Origin of the sequence: Streptomyces solicavernae, from assembly GCF_029968095.1 — a bacterium.
Taxonomy (GTDB): domain Bacteria; phylum Actinomycetota; class Actinomycetes; order Streptomycetales; family Streptomycetaceae; genus Streptomyces; species Streptomyces solicavernae.
In genome coordinates this window covers 72,218-90,941 of sequence record NZ_JASCIR010000013.1, presented here as the reverse complement: position 1 = coordinate 90,941, position 18,724 = coordinate 72,218, and the positions used below count along the sequence as shown (strand labels likewise).

16 protein-coding genes are annotated in these 18,724 nt (G+C 72.2%); 11 read left to right on the top strand and 5 right to left on the bottom strand.

All coding sequences use genetic code 11. The features are described 5' to 3' along the window. Positions 1 to 88 precede the first annotated feature (88 nt). Positions 89 to 463 carry a DUF6086 family protein gene (locus tag QIS99_RS17180; RefSeq protein WP_282514301.1) on the bottom strand — a complete coding sequence of 125 codons (375 nt, stop codon included), beginning with the start codon at positions 461 to 463 and terminating at the stop codon, positions 89 to 91. On the opposite strand from QIS99_RS17180, the gene xylB reads away from it, so the two are divergent. The 5 genes from xylB (at position 462) to QIS99_RS17155 (ending at position 7,730) form a co-directional block, all read left to right on the top strand. Next, positions 462 to 2,258, top strand: a complete 1,797-nt coding sequence (gene xylB, locus QIS99_RS17175; protein ID WP_349017303.1) for a xylulokinase — start codon at positions 462 to 464, stop codon at positions 2,256 to 2,258. The genes QIS99_RS17180 and xylB overlap by 2 nt on opposite strands. After that, positions 2,255 to 3,493, top strand: a complete 1,239-nt coding sequence (locus QIS99_RS17170) for an MAB_1171c family putative transporter (protein WP_282514299.1) — start codon at positions 2,255 to 2,257, stop codon at positions 3,491 to 3,493. Before xylB ends, QIS99_RS17170 begins: the two co-directional genes overlap by 4 nt. Then, positions 3,490 to 4,968 (top strand): FAD-dependent oxidoreductase, encoded by a 1,479-nt coding sequence (locus QIS99_RS17165; RefSeq protein ID WP_282514298.1) that lies wholly within the window; start codon positions 3,490 to 3,492, stop codon positions 4,966 to 4,968. The genes QIS99_RS17170 and QIS99_RS17165 overlap by 4 nt, the downstream gene beginning before the upstream one ends. A 429-nt stretch (positions 4,969 to 5,397) precedes the next feature. Beyond that, positions 5,398 to 6,024 carry an N-acetylmuramoyl-L-alanine amidase gene (locus tag QIS99_RS17160; RefSeq protein ID WP_282514297.1) on the top strand — a complete coding sequence of 209 codons (627 nt, stop codon included), beginning with the start codon at positions 5,398 to 5,400 and terminating at the stop codon, positions 6,022 to 6,024. A gap of 89 nt (positions 6,025 to 6,113) precedes the next feature. Further along, entirely contained in the window at positions 6,114 to 7,730 is a 1,617-nt protein-coding gene (locus tag QIS99_RS17155) for an FAD-dependent oxidoreductase (RefSeq protein ID WP_282514296.1), read from the top strand. Between the two features lie 88 nt (positions 7,731 to 7,818). Here the strand turns inward: QIS99_RS17155 and QIS99_RS17150 are convergent, their stop codons facing one another. Further along, positions 7,819 to 8,217 (bottom strand): DUF6479 family protein, encoded by a 399-nt coding sequence (locus tag QIS99_RS17150; protein ID WP_349017302.1) that lies wholly within the window; start codon positions 8,215 to 8,217, stop codon positions 7,819 to 7,821. Positions 8,218 to 8,496: 279 nt separating this feature from the next. Continuing rightward, complete coding sequence (locus QIS99_RS17145) at positions 8,497 to 9,279, bottom strand: DeoR/GlpR family DNA-binding transcription regulator (protein ID WP_282514295.1); 783 nt, start codon at positions 9,277 to 9,279, stop codon at positions 8,497 to 8,499. Between the two features lie 253 nt (positions 9,280 to 9,532). On the opposite strand from QIS99_RS17145, the gene QIS99_RS17140 reads away from it, so the two are divergent. The 5 genes from QIS99_RS17140 to QIS99_RS17120 are packed head-to-tail and all read left to right on the top strand — an operon-like array spanning position 9,533 to position 15,684. Beyond that, a complete protein-coding gene (locus QIS99_RS17140; protein ID WP_282514293.1) occupies positions 9,533 to 10,909 on the top strand; it encodes an MFS transporter in 1,377 nt (458 codons plus the stop codon). Next, entirely contained in the window at positions 10,909 to 12,474 is a 1,566-nt protein-coding gene (locus QIS99_RS17135; RefSeq protein WP_282514291.1) for an FGGY-family carbohydrate kinase, read from the top strand. Before QIS99_RS17140 ends, QIS99_RS17135 begins: the two co-directional genes overlap by 1 nt. Continuing rightward, the gene (locus QIS99_RS17130) at positions 12,467 to 13,972 is read left to right on the top strand and encodes an FGGY-family carbohydrate kinase (RefSeq protein WP_282514288.1); all 1,506 of its coding nucleotides are present in this window, start codon (positions 12,467 to 12,469) and stop codon (positions 13,970 to 13,972) included. The genes QIS99_RS17135 and QIS99_RS17130 overlap by 8 nt, the downstream gene beginning before the upstream one ends. Next, positions 13,969 to 14,595 (top strand): histidine phosphatase family protein, encoded by a 627-nt coding sequence (locus QIS99_RS17125; protein ID WP_282514285.1) that lies wholly within the window; start codon positions 13,969 to 13,971, stop codon positions 14,593 to 14,595. Before QIS99_RS17130 ends, QIS99_RS17125 begins: the two co-directional genes overlap by 4 nt. A gap of 45 nt (positions 14,596 to 14,640) precedes the next feature. After that, positions 14,641 to 15,684, top strand: a complete 1,044-nt coding sequence (locus QIS99_RS17120; protein WP_282514283.1) for a 2-hydroxyacid dehydrogenase — start codon at positions 14,641 to 14,643, stop codon at positions 15,682 to 15,684. Here the strand turns inward: QIS99_RS17120 and QIS99_RS17115 are convergent. Both QIS99_RS17115 and QIS99_RS17110 read right to left on the bottom strand, forming a co-directional pair. Then, positions 15,671 to 17,287: a hypothetical protein gene (locus QIS99_RS17115; RefSeq protein WP_282514281.1), complete on the bottom strand. Its 1,617-nt coding sequence runs from the start codon at positions 17,285 to 17,287 to the stop codon at positions 15,671 to 15,673. The genes QIS99_RS17120 and QIS99_RS17115 overlap by 14 nt on opposite strands. 90 nt (positions 17,288 to 17,377) lie before the next feature. Continuing rightward, positions 17,378 to 17,953 (bottom strand): dihydrofolate reductase family protein, encoded by a 576-nt coding sequence (locus QIS99_RS17110; protein WP_282514279.1) that lies wholly within the window; start codon positions 17,951 to 17,953, stop codon positions 17,378 to 17,380. Between the two features lie 530 nt (positions 17,954 to 18,483). On the opposite strand from QIS99_RS17110, the gene QIS99_RS17105 reads away from it, so the two are divergent. Continuing rightward, the gene (locus QIS99_RS17105; RefSeq protein WP_282514277.1) at positions 18,484 to 18,711 is read left to right on the top strand and encodes a type A2 lantipeptide; all 228 of its coding nucleotides are present in this window, start codon (positions 18,484 to 18,486) and stop codon (positions 18,709 to 18,711) included. The last annotated feature ends 13 nt before the right edge of the window (positions 18,712 to 18,724 follow it).

The following is an 18,724-nucleotide window of genomic DNA, read 5'->3' as shown; positions in this document are numbered from 1 at the left end:
CTCCGGGGGTCCAGGTTCCAGCGGTCCAGGCTCCGGAGGTCCAGGTACCGGCGGTCCAGGCTCCGGAGGGCGTGCCCCGCAGGGCCGCTCAGCGCGTCATGGCGCGGCTCAGCTCCCCCGCCTTGGCGGGCAGCCCCAAGGCACCACCGTCGGGTGCGGCCGGGTCCGGCAGGGGCACGGGCCGGCCTGCCCGTTCGGCCAGCACCAGCGCCGTCGCCACGAACCCGTCGGACAGGGCCGACAGCACCGGGTGCCTCGCGGTGAGCCGCCACCGCACGAGAGCCGTCGCGAAGGCGTGGAGGACCGGCGGGTCGACGGCCGCATCGTCGTCCACCATGGGGCCGATTCCCGACGGCAGAGCCAACTCGTTCTCGTAGAAGGACACTTGGTGGAGAAACAGGCGTGCGGTGCCGTTGGACGGGTTCCACAGGGTGACACCGTCACAGTGGAAGAACTGGCTCATGGGGACCCCTGATGTGAACGCGCAGGTGTGCACCGTATCTTCGCGGCACACGCCCCCATTAGTATCCGGTTCGCCCCGCCCAACACCCCCCTCGCGATCGGAGCCCCTCATGTCTGCAGTCGACGGGCCGCTCGTCGTGGGTGTGGACAGCTCCACGCAGTCCACCAAGGTGCTGGTCGTGGACGCGGGCAGCGGGCGGGTCGTGGCCAGCGGGCAGGCGGGGCACACCGTCTCGCCGGGGGCGGCCCGGGAGAGTGACCCGGAGCAGTGGTGGGAGGCGCTCGTCGAGGCGTTGCGGCAGTGCGGTGGCGCCGCGCGTGAGGCGGCGGCGGTCTCGGTGGGCGGACAGCAGCACGGGCTGGTGGCGCTCGGCGGCGACGGCCACCCCGTACGGCCTGCGCTGCTGTGGAACGACGTGCGCTCCGCGCCCCAAGCGGCCCGGCTCATCGAGGAGTTGGGCGGCGCTGCATGGTGGGCGGGGCGCATCGGGAGCGTCCCCGCGCCGGCGTTCACGGCGCCCAAGTGGGCGTGGCTGCGCGAGCACGAGCCGGAGGCCGCGGCGGCCACCAGGGCGGTACGGCTGCCGCACGACTACCTGACCGAGCGGCTGACCGGCGAGCCGACCACGGACCGCGGCGACGCCTCCGGCACCGGCTGGTGGGCCTCCGCCACCGAGACGTACGACGACGAGGTGCTGTCCGCCATCTGCCTGGACCCGGAACTGCTGCCGCGCGTGGTGCGGCCCGGCGAGGTGGCGGGGACGGTACGCGCGCGTGCGGAACTCCCCTTCGCCGACGGGACGTTGGTGGCGGCGGGCACGGGGGACAACGCGGCGGCCGCCCTCGGGCTCGGTCTGCGCCCCGGGACGCCGGTGATGAGCCTGGGCACGTCCGGCACGACGTACGCGGTGTCCCGGGACCGTCCGGCCGACCCCTCGGGGACCGTGGCGGGCTTCGCGGACGCGCGCGGCGACTGGCTCCCGCTGGCCTGCACCCTCAACTGCACGCTGGCCGTGGACCGGGTGGCGGCGCTGCTCGGCCTGGACCGGGAGGCGGTGGAGCCCGGCGGCACTGCCACGTTCCTGCCGTTCCTCGACGGGGAGCGCACCCCGAACCTGCCCGCCGCGTCGGGCCTGCTGCACGGCCTGCGGCACGACACCAGCGGCGGGCAGCTGCTGCAGGCGGCGTACGACGGGGCGGCGTTCGCGCTCCTCAGGGCGCTCGATCTGGTCCTCGGCGACAAGGCCGACAGCAAGCCCGGTGACAAGCCCGACAGCAAGCCCGGCGGCAAACCCGACAGCAAGTCCGGCGGCAAGCCCGGCGGCAGGAACTCAGCTGTCGGCGCAGGGACCGCGGGTGCCGACACGGGGCCCCGGGGCGCCTGTGCGGGGACCGGCGGTGGCGGCACGGGAAGCGGGGGTGCGGACTCGGGTGCCCCGCTGCTGCTCATCGGCGGCGGGGCGCGCGGCACGGCGTGGCAGGAGACCGTGCGCCGGCTGTCCGGTCGGGCCGTGCAGGTGCCCCGGGCCCGCGAGCTGGTCGCGCTCGGCGCGGCCGCTCAGGCGGCGGGCCTGCTGACCGGCGAGGACCCGGCCGCGGTGGCCCGGCGTTGGGACACGGCGCGCGGACCGCTCCTCGACCCCGTACGCCGCGACGACGAGACGCTGGAGCGGCTCGCCGCGGTCCTGGACGGCGCGGGCCCACTGTTCGGCGCACCGGGCGCAGGCGGGCCGTCCGGGCGGTTGTGCACGGTGGCGGTGGCCGGATCGGTGGCCGCGCCGGGAGCGGCCGAGTGAGTCCTGGCGACTACTACATACCGGCGTACGTCCTCGGCTTCGCGCTGGCCCTGAAGCTGCCCGCGCTGATCAGGAACTGGCGCGACCCGCTGCTGTGGTCGCTGTGCACGCTGATCTTCCTGGCCGCTCTGGTGTTCACTTTCGCGGCCCCACCGACCATCGAGATCGTCAACTCGGCCTCCGGCGTTCCGAATCTGGCCGCGCCCGTCACGTACTCGATCCTGAGCGCGCTGTCCGCATCCTGTTTCGTGCTGCTGATCTGCTGGCACAGCGGCAACCAGGCCACGGTGCGGCGGGTCAGCGGGTGGTGCGCCGGCGGGTTCCTGGTGGTGTCGGCCGCGCTGTTCGCGCTGTTCTTCCTGGGGCACGCGCCCGTGGAGCGGCTGCAGGACTTCGACACGTACTACGCCAACTCCCCGTACATCAGGGAGATGATCCTGCTCTATCTGGTGGCGCACGGCGCGTTCTGTGTGGGCATGAGCGTGCTGTGCCTGCGCTGGTCGCGGAAGGCGACGGGCTGGCTGCGGGCCGGGCTGCTGCTGCTCGTGTGGGCCTTCGCGATCACGCTCGGCAATGCGGTGTGCAAGCTGACGGCGGTGGTGGCGCGCTGGTACGGCGTCGACTGGGACGTCCTGAGCACGTCGATCGGGCCGCCGCTCGCGGCCGTCGGCGGCACGCTCTGCCCGGCCGGTTTCCTGCTGCCGATGGCGGGACCGCAGGTGGTGGGCAAGTGGCGGGACTGGCGCGCGTACCGGCAGTTGGGGCCGCTGCTGCGGGAGCTCGACGCGCCCAGCGCGGGCGGCGCGCGCGAGGTGCCGCTCGGCCCGTTCGCGTCCCTCACGCTGCGGGTGATGCAGCGTGAGACGGCCATCCACGACGCGCTGCTCCGCCTCGGCCCGGCCCTGGACGCACGGGTGCGCGACCGGGCCGCCGAACAGGCCCGCCGGGACGGGCACGATGCGCGGGACGCGGGGGTCGAGGGCACGGCCGCGATGATCGCGGTGGCCGCGCGGCACGAACGCCGCACGGCGGACCAGGACCTGCCGGAGCCGATGAACGCGACGGACGAGCCGCCGCAGTCAGGTCACGGCGGGGCCGTGCGGCCCGTAGGGGCGGCCGGGGCGATGCCGGCCGAGGAGCCCGATCTGCGCAGGATCTCGCAGGCCATACGTCATTCGACGGTCGTGGCCCTCTTCCGCCGGGAGGCGGCCGAAGAAGAAGGACAACACATATGAGCAGCGTTCCCCCGAGCACCGTTGCCCCGAGCCCGGTCCCTCGCCCACGCCCTCGTCCGCGCCGTGCCGTGGTGGTCGGCGGCGGACTGACCGGCACGCTGGCCGCGGCGGCCCTCGCCGAGCACCTGGACGAGGTCACGGTCGTAGAGCGCGACAACCTGCCGGAAGGTCCGTCGCCGCGCAGGTCCCTCGCGCAGGCGCGGCACGCGCACATCCTGTGGTCGGGCGGCGCGCGCGCCATGGAGAACCTGTTACCCGGCGTCCTCGACGACTGGGTCGCCGCCGGCGCGCAGCGCATCCCGCTGCCGTCGGCGCTGGTGTCGATGACGCCGCAGGGCTGGTTCCGGCGTGGCGGCACGGAGATGCAGTTCCTCATCGCCTGCACCCGCGACCTGCTCGACTTCTGCATACGGCGCCGGGTCCTCGCCCTGCCGGAGGTGCGGCTGCTCGAACGGACCACGGTGGCGGGCCTGTTGGGCTCCCCCGGCCGGGTGCGCGGCGTACGGGTGCACGCCCCGGGCGGCGGGGTGCGGGAGCTGGCGGCGGACCTGGTGGTGGACGCCTCGGGGCGCGGCACGCGCGCGGTGCAGTGGTTGTCCGGGATCGGGATCGGGCCGGTCCGTGAGGCGGAGGTGGACGCCGGTGTCCTGTACGCCAGCCGTCTCTATCAGGCCCCTTCCGGTGTGGCGGACTTCCCGCTGGTGAATGTGCAGCCGCGGGCCAACACCGGTGAGCCGGGGCGGGGTTCGATCATCGTGCCGGTCGAGGGCGGGCGCTGGCTGGTGACGTTGTGCGGCACGCGCGGTGCGCATCCCTCGCAGGACCCGGAGGCGTTCGAGCGGTTCGCCCGCGAGGTGCGGGACCCCGTGGTCGGTGAACTCATCGCGCAGGCACGGCCGTTGGGCGGGGAGGTGACCCTGTCGCGCAGTACGTACAACAGGCGCCGCTATCTGGAGAAGGCCCGCAGCTGGCCGGAGGGGTTCGTCGCGCTGGGCGACGCGGTGGCGACGTACAACCCGGTGTACGGGCACGGCATGTCGGTTGCGGCGCAGGGTGTGCTCGCGCTCCGCGACGAGCTGCGCCGGAACGGGCCGCGCGCGTCGGGGCTCGCGCGCAGGGTGCAGCGGGCCGTGGCCGGGCCGATCGACATGGCCTGGCAGATGGCGGCCGGGCAGGACGTCCTGTACCCGGAGGCGACGGGGCCGCGGCCGACCCTGCTTGAGCGCGCCGGGCAGCGGTACATCGACCGGCTCACGTCGACGGCGACGGCCCGCCCGTACGCCGCCCGCAGCCTGCTGGAGGTCATGACGCTCTCGGCGCCCGCGGCGGGCTTGTTCCGCCCCACGCTCGTCCTCGCTGCCCTGCGCGGGCCGCGCCAGGAGCCGCTCTCCGCGCCGCCGTTGACGGACGGGGAGCGGGCCGCGGTGTACGGCGACCGGCCGGGGGCACCGCAGGCGGGCGGCACGCGCGCGTAGCGGCTGATTCGGCGAGTACGCGCGCGTGGTGGCGGTTTTGGCGAGCACGCGCGCGTAGCGGCTGATTCGGCGAGTACGCGCGCGTAGCGGCAGTTTCGGTGGCGTTGGTTTTCGCAGGCTCACGCGCGTAGAGGCGGTTTTCGGCGGGCACAACCACTGGGAACGCCGGGCGCCCGACCCCTGACGCCTGTCCCCTGACGCCTGACGCCTGACGCCTGACGCCCCAACAGGCCGGTTTTGTACGGCTGTTGAGGTACGCGACACGCACCTCACACTGCACGCGCCTCCCCCTGCGCAGCACCCGTACGCCCGGCGCCCCCACGCTCCGTACACCCCACACCACCACACCCCCACACCAACTCCCGTACCACGCAACCCGAGGAGCACATCCCGCAGCTGAAATCCCCCCACAGGAAAGGCAGGTCACCCATGGACCGCGTACGCAGAGACCCCACCGGCGGCCCGAGCAGGCGCCGTCTGCTGCAGGGCGCCGCCCTCGCCGCCGTCCCCACCGCCCTCCTCCTCCCCGCCCGCGCCGACGCCACCCTGCCGAAGCAGCGCAGGCGGCCGGCCGACTTTCCGGACGCCGAATGGGTCCCGGCCAGCCGCTCCAACTACACGGTGTCCAACCGGCCCTCGACATACCCGGTCGACTTCGTCGTCGTGCACGTGACGCAGGAGACCTACGACGACACCCTCGCGATCTTCCAGAACCCGGAGGCGCAGGTGTCCGCGCACTATGTGGTGCGCTCGGCGGACGGGCACGTCGCACAGTGCGTACGGGACCGGGACGTCGGCTGGCACGCCGGGAACTGGGACTACAACACGCGCAGCATCGGCATCGAGCACGAGGGCTGGGTGGACCGGCCGGAGTGGTTCACGGAGGCGATGTACGCGTCGTCCGCGGAGCTCACCGCGTATCTGTGCGCCACGTACGGCATCGCGAAGGACCGGGAGCACATCATCGGCCACAACGAGGTACCGGGCGCGGACCACACCGATCCGGGGCGGCACTGGGACTGGGAGCACTACATGGACCTGGTGAACGCCATGTGAGCGCTCACCACCCTCCGTCACCGGCCGAAATGCTCCGGGTGTTCGAACGTGCCACGATGAGGGGGCCGGCACTCCCGTCAGGGGACGACATGGCTACGCAGCGACGCCCGACCGTGGACGCGTCGTACTGGATGGTCACCACGTCCGGTACGGACCACCGCCCGCCACCCGAGTCCGATCTGACCGCGGACGTGGCGGTCATCGGCGGCGGTGTCGCAGGGCTGTGCACAGCCTGGGAGCTGGTGCGCGCGGGGCTCGACGTGGTGGTCCTGGAGGCGGACCGGATCGCTGCGGGCGTGAGCGGGCACACCACGGCCAAGGTGACCGCCGCGCACGGCCTCACGTACGCGCGCCTGGAGGCCGAGCACGGAGCGGAGGGAGCCCTGCTCTACGCGCTGTCGCAGCAGGAGGCGGTCGAGCGGACGGTGACGCTCTGCGCCGAGCTCGGCATCGAGGCGGAGCTCGAACGGGCGCCGACGGTCACGTATCTGCGGGATCCGGAGCGGGTCGGTGAGCTGCGGAAGGAGGCGGCCGCGGCGCGCCGGGCGGGGCTGGACGCGTCCTTCGTGACGGATGCGGGGCTGCCTTTCGACGTCGCCGGGGCGGTCCGGGTGGACGGTCAACTCCAGTTCCACCCGCGGAAGTTCCTGCTCGGACTCGCGGACCGCATCACCGCCGCGGGTGGCCGGATCCACGAGCGTTCCCGGGTCGTGGCCCTGCACGACGGTACGCGCTGCCGGCTGAGCGTCGACACGGGGGACGGGGCCGGGGGCGGGTCAGGCAACGCAGGCGGGACCGGGACGGGGACGGGTGACGGGAGCGTGACCGTGCAGGCGCGGGACGCGGTGATCGCCACGCACTACCCGGTGTTCGGCCGCACGCTCCTGCCCACCCTCCTCACCCCCCGCCGCGAACTGGTGCTCGCGGCGCCCGTCCCGGCCGAGGCGGCTCCGGTGGGCATGTTCCTCACTCCGGAGGACCGTACGCGTTCGCTGCGCAGCGCCCCGTACGACGGCGGCCGGCGGCTGCTGATCGTCACGGGCGAGGAGTTCGAGCCGGGGGCGGGCGGCGTGCGCGAGCGTTTCGAGCGGCTGGAGGCGTGGGCGTGCACGCGCCTGCCGGGCTTCGCTGAGGCGGACAGCCTCTACCGGTGGGCGGCGCAGGACAACGACTCCGCTGACCACCTCCCGTATGTGGGTCACGCACATCCTGGTACGCAGCATGTGTATGTGGCCACCGGGTTCGGCGGGTGGGGCATGAGCAACGGCGTCATGGCGGGCCGGCTTCTCACCGCGCACATCGTGGGCGGTCCGCGGCCTGCGTGGACGGAGCTGTACGATCCGCGCCGGCTGCCGCCGGTCCGGGAAGCGGGGCATGCCGTCGCCCAACAGGCGGCCGTGGCGGGCCACTTCATCGGGGACCGGCTGCACACCGGCGAGGCGGCGTCGCTCACGGACATCCCGCGCGAGGGCGGTGCGGTCGTACGCCTGGGCGGCAAGCCCTGCGCGGTGCACCGCGACGGCTCGGGTGCGGTGACCGCGCTCTCCGCGCGCTGCACGCACCTCGGCTGTCTCGTGGCCTACAACGACGCCGAGCAGACCTGGGAGTGCCCCTGCCACGGCTCGCGGTTCGCGACGGACGGCTCGGTGCTGCAGGGCCCGGCGACGCACCCGCTGGAACAGCGCGAACTCCCCGACCAGCCATGATCGGGGAGTTCGCACTGTTCCATCCTGTTCCATCATCAGCGCTGTTCCGTCATCGGCGCTGTTCCCCTCTTCGGCCAGGAACGACCGGCTAGCGAAGGCCGCCACTGCCGAAGGATCCACTCATTCCCGGAGTCCAGCGTGGTGGCGTCTGGTTCTTGCTCCTTCTCGACCTCGCGGGGTGCAGTGCGTACGGCATCAGCCGTTCGCTCTCCTCCTTCGCCACCGGCATCTCGTCGGCCTCCCGCACTTCCCGGATCTCTCGGACGGGCCCGGATTCGGGCATCTTCGGCTGCTCCTCGGGCAGCGGCCGGTGCGGCTCTCGGTCACGCACTCTGTTGCCCAGCCAGAAGGCCCCGAGCAGGCCACCGACGATGACGATGCCGCCGACGAATGCGGCGATACGCCCGACGGCGCCGCTGGTAGCAGCCAGGTCGAACAGTTCACTAGTTGCCGTGATCATGATGGCCGGCGCCCGGAGTCCGGGCACCTGAACACCTCCCGTAATCAGCTAGAGCGATCTACGAATGCGTCAGGCGCTCTGGGCCTTTCTCGGCCTTTCTCGGCCTTTCTGACCCTTCCGGGCCTTTCTGGGTATTTCTGAGGTGGTTTTGCACCACTCATCAGCCCCTCATTTTACCCCTCCCGCTTGTTTCAGCAGCGTGGGGCAGGGCCCACCAGAACGCGATCACGCAGATCATCGGCACGGCCGAGAACGTCAACGAATGGGTTCGCTGCCAATCGCTTCGAGACCGCCGAGCACGGCGGACTAACCGTGGGCCGGCACCACCATCACCTCGGTGCCGGCCGCGCGTACCGCCCGTACCTGCTCCGCGGCCAGGCCGTCGTCCACGATCAGCAGATCGAAATCGGGCAGCGGCGCCAGCGCGTACAGCCCGTCCTTGGCGAACTTGGTGTGATCCGCGACCAGCACCCGGCGTGCCGCGCACTCCATCATCGCCCGCTTGACCTGCACCGTTTCCGGCGAGGTGTGATAGCAGCGGCCGTTGGTGACGGCCGTCGTGGACATGAAGAGGACATCGGCGCGAAAGGCCCGTACCGCGTCCGCGGTATGCAGGCCCATGAACGCGTCGTACGCCGGGAAGTAGGCGCCGCCCAGCGTGATGAGCGCGATGCCGGGCTCCTTGGCGAGCGTGTTGATGGCCGGAAGCGAGTTGGTGATCACGGTGAGCGGGGTGTGCTCGACGGCCTGGTGCGCAAGGAGCAGACACGTCGTGCTGTCGTCGAGCAGCACTGTCTGGCCTGGCACAAGCAGCGTCGCGGCGGCCCGCGCAAGGAGCTGCTTGGTCTGCGCCATGATGGCCATCCGCTCCGCGACGCTGCCGTGGAACTGCGCCGACGGCAGCCCGGTCGCACCGCCGCGCACCTTGCGCAGCCAGCCCTGCGCCTGAAGGGCGTCGAGGTCGCGGTGCGCGGTCATCAGGCTGATGCCGAACTCCTCGGCGAGGTCCGCGGTGCGCACGAAACCGCGGCCGACGACGGCCTCGCGCATCTGCCGCCGCCGCTCCTCCTGGGCCTCGACCCGGTCCATGGCAGCGCTCCCTCCTGGGTTCGTGCCACGTCGCTGTGTGCGGCACGCGTGTGAATTCGCCGCGTTATGTTCGCACGGATTTAACGTACCGCTCCCGAGGGGAGCGGCGTCCGCGCGCTGCTCCGGTCCGACACAACACGGCAGGTCGTCGCCCCGATGAGAAGATTCCGGGCGCCATTGACTGCCCTTTCCGGCCGGCTGTTCCATCAGCTCGTCCGTCCCTCCTGCCCCCGCCGCAGAAAGGGGAGAGTCGATGACGACCCCTCCGCCGCGTTCGATGATCACACGCCTGGGCATTCCGCCGACCCTCGCCTGGGGCTACCTCGGGCTGCTCCTCTTCATGATCGGAGACGGGGTCGAGTCCGGCTATCTCTCGCCGTACCTGCTCGACCAGGGCATCTCGCAGCCCCGGGTCGCGCTGCTGTTCACCGTGTACGGGATCGCCGCTGCCATCGCCGCCTGGCTCTCCGGAGTGCTGTCCGACCTGTGGGGCCCGCGCCGGGTGATGTGGATCGGCCTGGGCATCTGGGGCGTCTTCCAACTCCTCTTCCTCGTCCTCGCCATTCCCATGACGAGCTATCCGCTGATGATCCTCGGGTACGGCCTGCGCGGCCTGGGCTACCCGCTGTTCGCCTACGGGTTCCTGGTCTGGATCGCCTCGGTGGCGCCGCGCGCCCGGCTCGGCACGGCCATGGGCTGGTTCTGGTTCGCCTTCACCGGCGGCCTGCCCACCCTCGGCTCGCTGGTCGCCAGCGGACTGATCCCGCAGATCGGCGCGTACGCCACACTCTGGTCCGCGCTCGCGCTGGTGGCCGCCGGGGGACTGATCGCCCTGCTGCTCGTCCGTGACGACCGGGGCGCGAAGCAGCCGCGGGGCGAGGGCGCGGGGCCGCTCGCCACGCTCCTCGGCAGCGTCACGGTGCTGTGGCGCAACCCCAGGGTCGGCGCGGGATCGCTCACACGGGTCATCAACACGGCCTCGCAGTTCGGCTTCTTCGTGATCATGCCGATCCACTTCACGAAGACGGTCGGCTTCAGTCTCACCGAGTGGCTGCATCTGCTCAGCGCGATGTTCGCGACCAACATCTTCGCCAACCTGCTCTTCGGCGTGGTGGGCGACCGGTTCGGCTGGCGCCGGACCATTGCCTGGTTCGGCGGCATCGGCTGCACCGTCAGCACGCTGCTGCTCTTCTACGTCCCAAACGCGGCGGGTGACAACTTCCCGCCGGCACTCCTTGCCGCCGCCTTCTACGGCGCTACGCTGGCCGGATATGTACCGCTTTCGGCGCTGGTGCCCTCGCTGGAGCCGCGACACAAGGGACAGGCGCTGTCCGCGCTCAACCTGGGGGCGGGAGCCAGCACCTTCGTCGGCCCCGCGGTCGTCGCCGTCTTCGTCGGGCCGCTCGGCGTCGCAGGGGTGGTCTGGATTTTCGCGGGGATGCATGCGGTGAGCGCCGTGCTCGCGCTCTTCCTGAAGCTGCCGGACGACGCGGCCGCGGCACGAGCGGCCGACGTCTCCCCGGACGCCGCCACAACGGCCGATGCCGCACCGGACGCCGCCGCACCGGCCGACTCCTCGCCGGACCCCGCGCCCGCCACCCCCTCGGCCGGTGTGAAAGGACTGACCTGATGTCCGTACTGACCATCGACGTCGGCACCACGATGATCAAGTCGGTCGTCTTCGACGACCAGGGCAAGGAGATCGCGGTCTCCCGGCTCGCCACCGAAGTCCTTAGGCCCCAACCCGGCTGGGCGGAGCAGGACATGGACGCCGTCTGGAACGCAGTCGTCCACACTGTCCGCGGCGTGCTCTCCGGCCTGGCCGATCCCGTCTGGCTGGTGTCCTTCACCGCCCAGGGCGATGGTGCCTGGCTCGTCGACGAGGACGGCCGCCCCACGGGGCCCGCGATCCTGTGGTCCGACGGCCGGGCCGGGGACCTGCTCTCCACCTGGCAGCGCGAGGGCGTTCTCGAAGCCGCCTTCCGTCGCAACGGCTCGCTGACCTGCGCCGGCATGCCCAACGCCCTCTTCAGCTGGCTCGCCGCCCACGATCCGGACCGCCTCACGCGCTCCCGTACCTCGCTGACCGCCGCCGGCTGGCTCTTCCTGCGCCTCACCGGCGTCCGAGCCTGCGACGAATCCGACGCCTCCGCCCCGTTCCTCGACCACTCCACCGGGGACTACGACCCGCAGATCCTCGACCTGTTCGGCCTCAGCTCCTGTCACCGGCTCCTGCCGACCGTCCTCGGCGAGTCGGAGCGGATCGCCGAGATCACCGGCGACGCCGCGGGCCAACTGGGCCTCCCGGCCGGGCTGCCGGTCGTGATGTCCCCGTACGACATCGCCTCCACCGCCCGCGGCGTCGGCGTGGTCAACCCCGGCCAGGCGTGCAGCATCCTCGGCACCACCCTGTGCACAGAGATCGTCCGCACCGACGTGGACACCAGCGGCGAACCGTCCGGCATCAACATCGCCTACCGCGGCCGCGAGCGGGTGCTGCGCGCCTTCCCGACCCTCAACGGCGCCGAAGTGCTCGGCTGGGCCGCTCAGATGCTGGGTCTCTCCGGGCCGCCGGAACTGGCGCAGCTGGCCTTCGAGTCGGAACCCGGCGCCCGCGGCCTGATGTTCCTGCCCTATCTCTCCCCGGCCGGCGAACGCGCCCCGTTCCTCGACCCGCGCGCCCGCGGTTCCTTCGGCGGACTGTCCCTGGAGCACTCGCGCGCCGACATGGCCCGCGCCGTGTTCGACGGGCTCTCCCTCGTCGTGCGCGACTCGCTCGCCGCGGCCCGTACGGACGTGAGTGAACTGCGGCTGTGCGGCGGCGGCGCCAACAGCGATGCGTGGTGCGCGCTGATCGCCGATGCGACGGGCGTGCCGACCGCCCGCTCCGGCGACACCGAGCTGGGTGCCAAGGGCGCCTTCCTCACCGGCCTCGTCCGCTCCGGCGCCGAGAGCAGCATGCACACCGCCGCCGCCAAGTACGTCCGGATGCAGAGCAGTTGGGAGCCCGACCCGGAACGCGCGCAGTTCTACGCCGCCCTGTACGAAGACTTCCTCGACCGGCGGACCATCGCCCGCGAGGCCGGCTGGCGGGGCGGCGCGAAATGGCGGGGGAGCCATGCCGCGGCGTCGGGCGCGACACCGCACGACGACGACAACAACAACCGCACCGCCGCCGGAGGCCTCCATGTCTGAGACCCGTCACGCCCCCGGTTCCCTCGACGGCATCTGGCTCGGCCTCGACCTCGGCACCCAGAGCGCCCGCTGCGTCGCCGTCGACGGCACCGGGCAGCTCCTCGCCGCCGCCTCCCGGCCGCTGACCGGCAGCCGCGACGGCGTACGCCATGAGCAGGACCCCGAGGTGTGGTGGAGCGCGCTGTCCGCCGCCTGCCGCGAGGCCCTGGACGGACTCGACACGCGGCGCATCCGCGGCCTCGCGATCGACGGCACCTCCGGGACGATCCTGCTCGCCGACGCCGCAGGCCGCCCGCTCACCCCCGGCCTGATGTACGACGACGGGCGCGCCGCCGACCAGGCGGTGACCGTCAACGAGGTCGGCGGAGCCACCTGGCGCGAGCTCGGCTACCGCAGCATGCAGCCGTCCTGGGCGCTGCCGAAGCTGCGCTGGCTCCTGGACCATGAGCCCGCGGCGTCCGGCGCGGGCGTCCGACTCCTGCACCAGGTCGACCTGATCACCTGGCGTCTTGCCGGACATCAGGTCGCCGCCGACGCCAGCCACGCCCTCAAGACCGGCTACGACCTGGTCGAGGAGCGCTGGCCGCACCAGGTCATGGCCGAACTCGGCGTCCCCGAGGGCCTGTTGCCCGAAGTCGTACGCCCCGGCAGCGCGCTCGGCACCGTATGCGCCGAGGCCGCGGAAGCCACCGGCATCCCCGAGGGCACCACCCTCGTCGCCGGAATGACCGACGGCTGCGCCGCCCAGATCGGCGCCGGCGCCCTTGAACCCGGCGCCTGGAACTCGGTGCTCGGCACCACCCTCGTCCTCAAGGGCAGCAGCGCGCATCTGGTCCGCGACCCGGCGGGCGTCGTGTACTGCCACCGCGGACCGGGCGAGAACTGGCTGCCGGGCGGCGCCTCCAGCAGCGGCGCGGGCGTCCTCTCCCAGCTCTTCCACGGCGAGAACCTGGACGTGCTCACGGAGCAGGCCGCCGCGCTCGACCCGGACGCGGTCGCCTACCCTCTGGTCTCCACCGGCGGTGAACGCTTCCCCTTCCGCGCCCCCGAAGCCGAGCCCTTCATCCTGGGCGAAGTCCCCACCCGTGCCGCCGAGTTCCATGCCCATCTGCTCGGCGTCGCCTGCCTGGAACGGCTCTGCTTCGACTATCTCGACCACCTCGGCGCCCCTGTCGACGGACCGCTCACCCTCACCGGCGGCGGTGCCCGCAACCGCTACTGGAGCGGGCTGCGCGCCGAGGTCCTCGGGCGCCCCGTACGCCTGCCGGAACAGGCCGAGGGCGCCATCGGCATGGCGGTGCTCGCCGCCACCTCCTCCGGCGCCGGCGTCCAGGAAGCGGCCGCCGCCATGGTCCGGATCGGCGCGGAGATCCACCCCTCGCCGGCCCGCACCGCCCGCTACCTCCCCGTCTACCTCCGCTTCATCGACGAACTCACCCGCCGCGGCTGGCTGGACCAGACCGTGGCCGACCACGCCCGCAGGAGGGCAGCGCAGTGACCGACTTCATCCTCGTACGCCATGGCGAAACCGTCTGGCACGCGGAGAACCGCTACGCGGGACGCACCGATGTGCCGCTCACCCCGCACGGTCGTGAGCAGGCCGCCGCGCTCGCCGACTGGGCCGTCCACGCGGGGCTCACGGCCGTCTGGAGCTCACCGCTCTCCCGCGCCCGGCTCACCGCCGCCCCCGCCGCCGAGGCCTGCGGCCTCACCGCGCGCGTCGACGAGCGTCTCTACGAACTCGACTTCGGCCAAGGCGATGGCCTGACCAGGGACGATATGCGACAGCGCTTCCCGCAGGAGCTTGCGGCCTTCCTCGACGACCCGGTCGAGAACCATCTGCCCGGCGGCGAGGACCCGCGCAAGGCCGCCGGACGCGCCGCCGAGTGCCTGGCCGACATCGCCCGCGAACAGCCGCACGGCCGGGTCCTCCTCGTCGCCCACTCCACCCTCGTACGGGTCCTGCTCTGCCATCTCCTCGGCATCCCGCTCGCCGACTACCGCCGAGTCTTCCCCCACCTGCTCAACGGCGCCCTCACCGAGATCCGGATCGAGAACGGGCAGACCGCACTGCTGCGGCTCAACACCCCCGCAATGACCCGGACCCCCGCCTTCCGCTGACCGTCCGGCCACCTGCCCGCACCGCCCTTCAGGAGAGACCCACCCATGAGCACCACCGTCCTCGCCGCCGGCAACCACTTCATCCGCCCGAACCTGTTCACCGAGGCCGTGCGCGCCGCCGCCGGGGACCTGCCGCTGGACGTCCGCGAGCTCCGATTCCCCTGGCCGCACACCCCGTTCGGCCCGGTCGCCGAGGTCATCGAGGCGTCCGGCAGCGAGGACGAGATGATCGAAGCGCTCCAGGGCGTGCAGATCTGTGTCACCGAGCACGGCCCGCTCACCGAGCGCATCCTCGCCAACTGCCCGGATCTGAAGCTGTTCTGCACCAGCCGCGGCGGCCCCGTCAACGCCAACCTCGAAGCGGCGACCCGACACGGCGTGGCGGTCTGCTACGCCCCCGGCCGCAACGCCACCGCCACCGCGGAACACACCCTCACCCTGCTGCTCGCCGCCGCCCGCGGCGTCGGCGACACCCACACCGACCTGCGCAAGGGCACCTGGCGAGGCGACTACTACGACTACGACAACTGCGGCATCGAGATCGACGGCGCGACCGTCGGCCTGATCGGCTACGGCGCCATCGGCAGCCGGGTCGCCAAGGTCCTGCGTGTCATGGGCGCCGAGGTCCTGGTGCACGACCCGTACGTACGGCCCGAGGCGCTGGCGGGTATCGCCGAACAGGTCTCCCTCGACGCACTGCTCCGCCGCTCCCGCATGGTTTCCCTGCACGCCCGGGTCACAGACGAGACCAAGGGCATGATCGGCTGCGACCAGATCGCCGCGATGCCCCGCGGATCGATCCTGGTCAACTGCGCCCGCGGCGCGCTGCTCGACTACGAAGCCGCCTGCGACGCACTGGAGTCGGGACACCTCGCGGGCGCGGGCTTCGACGTCTTCCCCGAGGAACCCCTGCCCGCCGACTCCCGGCTCCTGACCGCCCCCGGCGTCGTTCTCACCCCGCATATCGCGGGCGGCAGCCAGCAGGTCGCGCACAAGGCCGCGGACATCGTCGCCGCCGAGGTCGGCCGCTATCTGCGCGGCGAGCCGCTGGTGCACTGCGCCAACCCTGAGGCGCTCAAGGCGAGTTGAGGCAGATCGACGTCGGGCGCCCGGGCCTTGAGGCCCCGTCCGGATCACCGCCCTCCACTGTGATCACCCTCCCCTCCAGCGTCCCGAGCACCACCTCCCCCTCCGGGCCGATGCTCAGGCAGGTCGGGGTGTAGGTGTGGGTGGCGAGGGTGAGCGGGGTGCGGCGGGTGAGGGTGCCATGGGGGGCGTGCAGCGTGAGGAGTTCGCGGGAGCCCGGTCCGGTGATCGCGTGGACGAGGTCGTCGTGGGCGTCGACGCCGGTGATGGGTGCGTCGAAGCGGTGTGACCAGATCACGGCGCCGTCCGGGTAGGACCGGCGGACGAGGTGGGTTCCGTCGTGGGCCGTGCAGGTATGGACGAGGCCGGGACCGGCCGCGTCGTCGACGTACACGGCGGGCCCGCCCCGCACGAGGCCGGGAGCGTCGCCCCAGGCGAAGGGGAACAGCTTCTGGATGCCGTCCGGGTCCGCCCGTACCACCCACTTCTCCAGGCGTTCCGTGCGCACGTCCGCGCCGCCGACCTCCTGGAGGAAGAGCAGATGGGGTGAGCGTCGGACGGGGAAGTCGTAGGTGCTGTCGCTCTCCCCGAGGGGCAGGGTGGCCACCTGGCGCCCGGAGGGCGTGAGTACGACGCTCTCGTACGGCGGCCACAGCGGCCCGGGAAACAGCTCACGGGAGTCCCGGGCCACCCAAGTGCCGTCCGTGCGCGCAGCGACGGCCACCGGGAAGTCGAGCTGGACTTCGGCGAGTCGGGCCCCGTCGGCCAGGGCGAACCGGAGCAGCCGGGTACGCCGGTCCTCGCTGGTGCCCACCAGGACCGTGATCCAGACGCTCTCCTCGTCCGGGGTGACGTACAGCCGGCAGCCGCTGCGCTGGAACCGGTCGTCGGGGACCGGAACCGACCACAGCAGCGCGCCCTTCGGGGACCAGCACTCCAGCAGGGTGCCGTGCCGCGGCGCGGCGAGTACCCGGCCGTCGCGCAGCGCCTCCACGGCGGCCACCGCCGAGCGTCGGGTCCAGGCACGTCCCCGCTCCGCGGCGAGGCCGGTGAGAAAGCGCTGCGGGTCGTCGAGGTCCGGCCCCTTGACGCGGTACCAGTCGATCTCCACCGGCGCTTGCGGCCAGGCAACTTGTGCGGCGAGGACCTCGGCGCCGATCGCCTGCCAGTCGTCGTGTTCCGCGACGGACCGGGTGTGGGTCAAGTGGCCCGGGTCCTCGTGGTCGACGACCGGCCGGGCGAACGTCACCTCCAGGCGGCGGGCATCCCGCCAGCGCAGGGCGGTGACCCCGGCCCCGGCGACGGCCACGTCGGTGCGGCGCCGGGTCTCCGGCTCGTACAGGTGCAGCCCGCCACGGAGTTCGTACGCGTCGCCGTCCTCCGTGCCCACCGCGAGCACGGGCAGGGCGGGGTGGAAGGCGAGCCCTTCGACGCCCTGTTCAAGCTCGATCTCGTCCCGGAGGGAGAGGTCCCCGGTGCGGTAGACCGCGATCCTGCCGCCGCCGCTCGCGTGGCAACTGACCGCGAGCCAGCGGCCGTCCGCGCTCACGACGGTGGTGTACGGACAGCCGACCTCGGGGAACAGATCATCGGGCATCAGACGCATCGCAGGAGCGTATCCCCGCGGTGACCAGGCGCGACCACGCCGTCTGCCGTCTGCCGTCCAGGGGGCGTCTCCTCTTCCCCTAGACGCCCCCTAACCGCGGTTCGACCGCACCACCCGATGCCGCAGATACACCACCCCCGAGCCGAACACCCGCCTCCCCGCAAGTTCAAGGGGGACGCGGCGTTCGGTGCGGGGGAAGTACGGGACGCCGCCGCCGACGAGGATCGGGTGGACTCGGGGGCGGTACTCGTCGATGAGGTCCGCCGCGGCCGCCGCGGCGGCGAGCGCGGCGCCGCCGATCGCGATGTCGCCCTTCCCCGGCCCGGCGCGCAGCCGCGCGATCTCCTCGGCCAGGCTGCCGGTGGCCAGGCGGGCGTTGCCCCGGACGGTGGTGAGTGTGGTGGAGAAGACCACCTTGGGGAGCGGGTTCCAGAGTTCCGCCCAGGTGCGCGCCGGGGCGTCGAGGGACGGGTCCTGCCCGGCGGTCTCCCAGTACAGCATCGTCTCGTACAGGCGGCGGCCGAGGAGGTGGACGCCGACCTGGCGGATCTCGTCGGTGATGAATTGGAAGAGTTCCGCGTCGGAGTCCATCCAGGCGAAGTCGCCGTCCGGTCCGGAGATGTAGCCGTCGAGTGAAATGCCCATCGAGTACGTGACGCTGCGCATGGGATGCCTCCTCGGCTCGGGGTGCTTCGACGGTACGGCCGCCGGGGCGCCCCTGGCACTCAGGCCCGGCCCGGCCGCCGGGCGCCGATGCCGGGCACGTCGGGACCGGGCACGAACTGGTGGGCTATTCACCCCTGTGTCCGCTTCGGAACCGATTGAGCACGCCTTCAGTAAACCTGCACATCGAATGTGCACGCCAGTCACGGTATTCAGCCCGCGGTCTCCCGCGAATTCCCGTGCATGGGCCACACGGCGGGCCCCTCAGCTGGAGGATGTCCGATTTGTTGGTGGGAGTCGTGCCACGCCCCTGATTTCCCCCTGTGAATGTTGTGAAGGAGCTGCCGTCACCCGGTGAACCTGCGTGCACGCAGCGGTGATTCAATGCGGTGTGCGTGTCCGACGGGTGCTTCGGCGATTGGATGGAGCCGCCGCGTACGTGCTTTGATCCTCGCCACCGCGCAATTCGCACCCCGGGTTCCGCGGTGCTGGAAAGACCTTTGCACCATTTCTGTAGAAGGGCAGCTCTCACCATGAACAACACCCCCCAGGTCGAGACCCGCGAGATTTCCGACGCCGACCTCGACAACGTCGCCGGCGGCCTCGTGGCCGGTCTCGCGGGCAACGTCGTCAGCACCGTCGACTCCATCGCCCCGGTCTCCTCCACCGTCGGCACCGTCGTCGGCACCGTCGAGGCCACCACCGGCCTCAACACGGCCCCCCTCCAGGGCCTGGCCACCAGCACGGTCGCCGGTCTCTGAGTCTCGAACTCAT

Excerpts from the sequence above, each read along its gene's own strand:
- xylB (WP_349017303.1), top strand. The coding sequence starts at position 462 with ATGGGGACCCCTGATGTGAACGCGCAGGTGTGCACCGTATCTTCGCGG.
- QIS99_RS17180 (WP_282514301.1), bottom strand. The coding sequence starts at position 463 with ATGAGCCAGTTCTTCCACTGTGACGGTGTCACCCTGTGGAACCCGTCC.
- QIS99_RS17165 (WP_282514298.1), top strand. The coding sequence starts at position 3,490 with ATGAGCAGCGTTCCCCCGAGCACCGTTGCCCCGAGCCCGGTCCCTCGC.
- QIS99_RS17160 (WP_282514297.1), top strand. The coding sequence starts at position 5,398 with ATGGACCGCGTACGCAGAGACCCCACCGGCGGCCCGAGCAGGCGCCGT.
- QIS99_RS17155 (WP_282514296.1), top strand. The coding sequence starts at position 6,114 with ATGGCTACGCAGCGACGCCCGACCGTGGACGCGTCGTACTGGATGGTC.
- QIS99_RS17145 (WP_282514295.1), bottom strand. The coding sequence starts at position 9,279 with ATGGACCGGGTCGAGGCCCAGGAGGAGCGGCGGCGGCAGATGCGCGAG.
- QIS99_RS17140 (WP_282514293.1), top strand. The coding sequence starts at position 9,533 with ATGACGACCCCTCCGCCGCGTTCGATGATCACACGCCTGGGCATTCCG.
- QIS99_RS17135 (WP_282514291.1), top strand. The coding sequence starts at position 10,909 with ATGTCCGTACTGACCATCGACGTCGGCACCACGATGATCAAGTCGGTC.
- QIS99_RS17130 (WP_282514288.1), top strand. The coding sequence starts at position 12,467 with ATGTCTGAGACCCGTCACGCCCCCGGTTCCCTCGACGGCATCTGGCTC.
- QIS99_RS17120 (WP_282514283.1), top strand. The coding sequence starts at position 14,641 with ATGAGCACCACCGTCCTCGCCGCCGGCAACCACTTCATCCGCCCGAAC.
- QIS99_RS17115 (WP_282514281.1), bottom strand. The coding sequence starts at position 17,287 with ATGCGTCTGATGCCCGATGATCTGTTCCCCGAGGTCGGCTGTCCGTAC.
- QIS99_RS17110 (WP_282514279.1), bottom strand. The coding sequence starts at position 17,953 with ATGCGCAGCGTCACGTACTCGATGGGCATTTCACTCGACGGCTACATC.
- QIS99_RS17105 (WP_282514277.1), top strand. The coding sequence starts at position 18,484 with ATGAACAACACCCCCCAGGTCGAGACCCGCGAGATTTCCGACGCCGAC.